Consider the following 1,574-nt stretch of genomic DNA (forward strand, 5'->3'; position numbering starts at 1 on the left):
GCCACTGACATTGACGCTCGCTGGCAATGCGCTGGTATCGACACCCGCTGTCGCGACACCGCTCCAGTTCAAGGCGACCGCAACACTGCTGCCCACTGGAACACTGACGGCATTGCCGCTGCTGTCTTTGAGGGTGACCGTGTACGTTAAGACGCCACCTTCGGCAACACTCGCTGCATCGACACTGATGTGCGCATAGACAGTGTCGCTTGCTGCGGGGACGGCTTCATCGGTGATCGCGCTGCTTGCTGTGTTGCTGCTGCCGACCGCTACTGCTTCATATTTACTGTTCGTATCGGTGACACCACTGATCGTGGCGATCAGGGATTCGGAACCTTCTTTCAAATAATCATCGGTGGCAGTGACTGTAAATGTCGTGCTGCTGCCGCCACTGACATTGACGCTCGCTGGCAATGCGCTGGTATCGACACCCGCTGTCGCGACACCGCTCCAGTTCAAGGCGACCGCAACACTGCTGCCGACTGGAACACTGACGACATTGCCGCTGCTGTCTTTGAGGGTGACCGTGTACGTTAAGACGCCACCTTCGGCAACACTCGCTGCATCGACACTGATGTGCGCATAGACAGTGTCGCTTGCTGCTGGGACTGCTTCATCGGTGATTGTTCCTACACCGATCAAATCGCTATTTCCAACATCAACATTCACAGAAATATTTGATAAGTTAACATTGAAAATTTCATTACCTTCTCTAATGAAATCATCATTAATATTGATCGTAATAGTCGTACTTGTATCACCCGCTAAAATACTGCCATTCGCACCGAGAGAACTAGCAATGTAATCAATGCCAGCAGTAGCCGGATTGGAAATGCCATCACTTGTAGCAAAGTCAAAAGTCACTTCTGCAGTGGTTGCGTGACTTAATGTCACTGTAAAAGTCATCGTTCCGGCATCTTCGTTGACCGTTACATTATCGATGCTAATCGTCGGTGGCGCATCGTCATCACTAATCGTAGTTGTTACGTTGGCAGTTTGTGCACCTACTCCAGAAACTATATCAATCAGTTCAAACTCACCTGTATCTTGTACATTGCTGATAGTCGCCTTAAAACTATCATTATCAAAATCAACATCTGGATTTGTCGCTACGGTAAAGGTCGCACTATTCGTATTAGCGAAAATAGTTACGACTTTATCGGCGTGATCAAAGTCACCAATTTCTGATGAAACATCACTGAATTTGATCGTCACATTCGTATTAGCAGTGACAGTTACTGGATTGCCTGACGAGTCTACTAACCTAACAGTAAATGCTGTTGTCGTCTCACCTTCTGTCACATTTACTGGCCCGCTAATCACAGCGAATACTGTATCTTCGACGGTCGGGGATACATCATCGGTGATCTCACTAGTCGCTGTGTTGCTACTGCCAACTGCCACGGCTTCATAACGGCTATCAGTATCGGTGACACCACTGATCGTCGCGATCAGGGATTCGGAGCCTTCTTTCAAATAATCATCGGTGGCAGTGACTGTAAATGTCGTGCTGCTGCCGCCACTGACATTGACGCTCGCTGGCAATGCGCTGGTATCGACACCCGCTGTCGCGA

The 1,574-nt window shown here is 49.2% G+C and carries 1 protein-coding gene; it reads right to left on the bottom strand.

Annotated features, from left to right (window positions below; genetic code table 11):
* Positions 1 to 1,574: Calx-beta domain-containing protein (locus tag ACO0KW_RS20345; protein ID WP_423055167.1), on the bottom strand; the 1,574-nt coding region annotated here is incomplete at both ends.

Origin of the sequence: Undibacterium sp. Ji22W (assembly GCF_049340305.1) — a bacterium.
Taxonomy (GTDB): domain Bacteria; phylum Pseudomonadota; class Gammaproteobacteria; order Burkholderiales; family Burkholderiaceae_D; genus Undibacterium.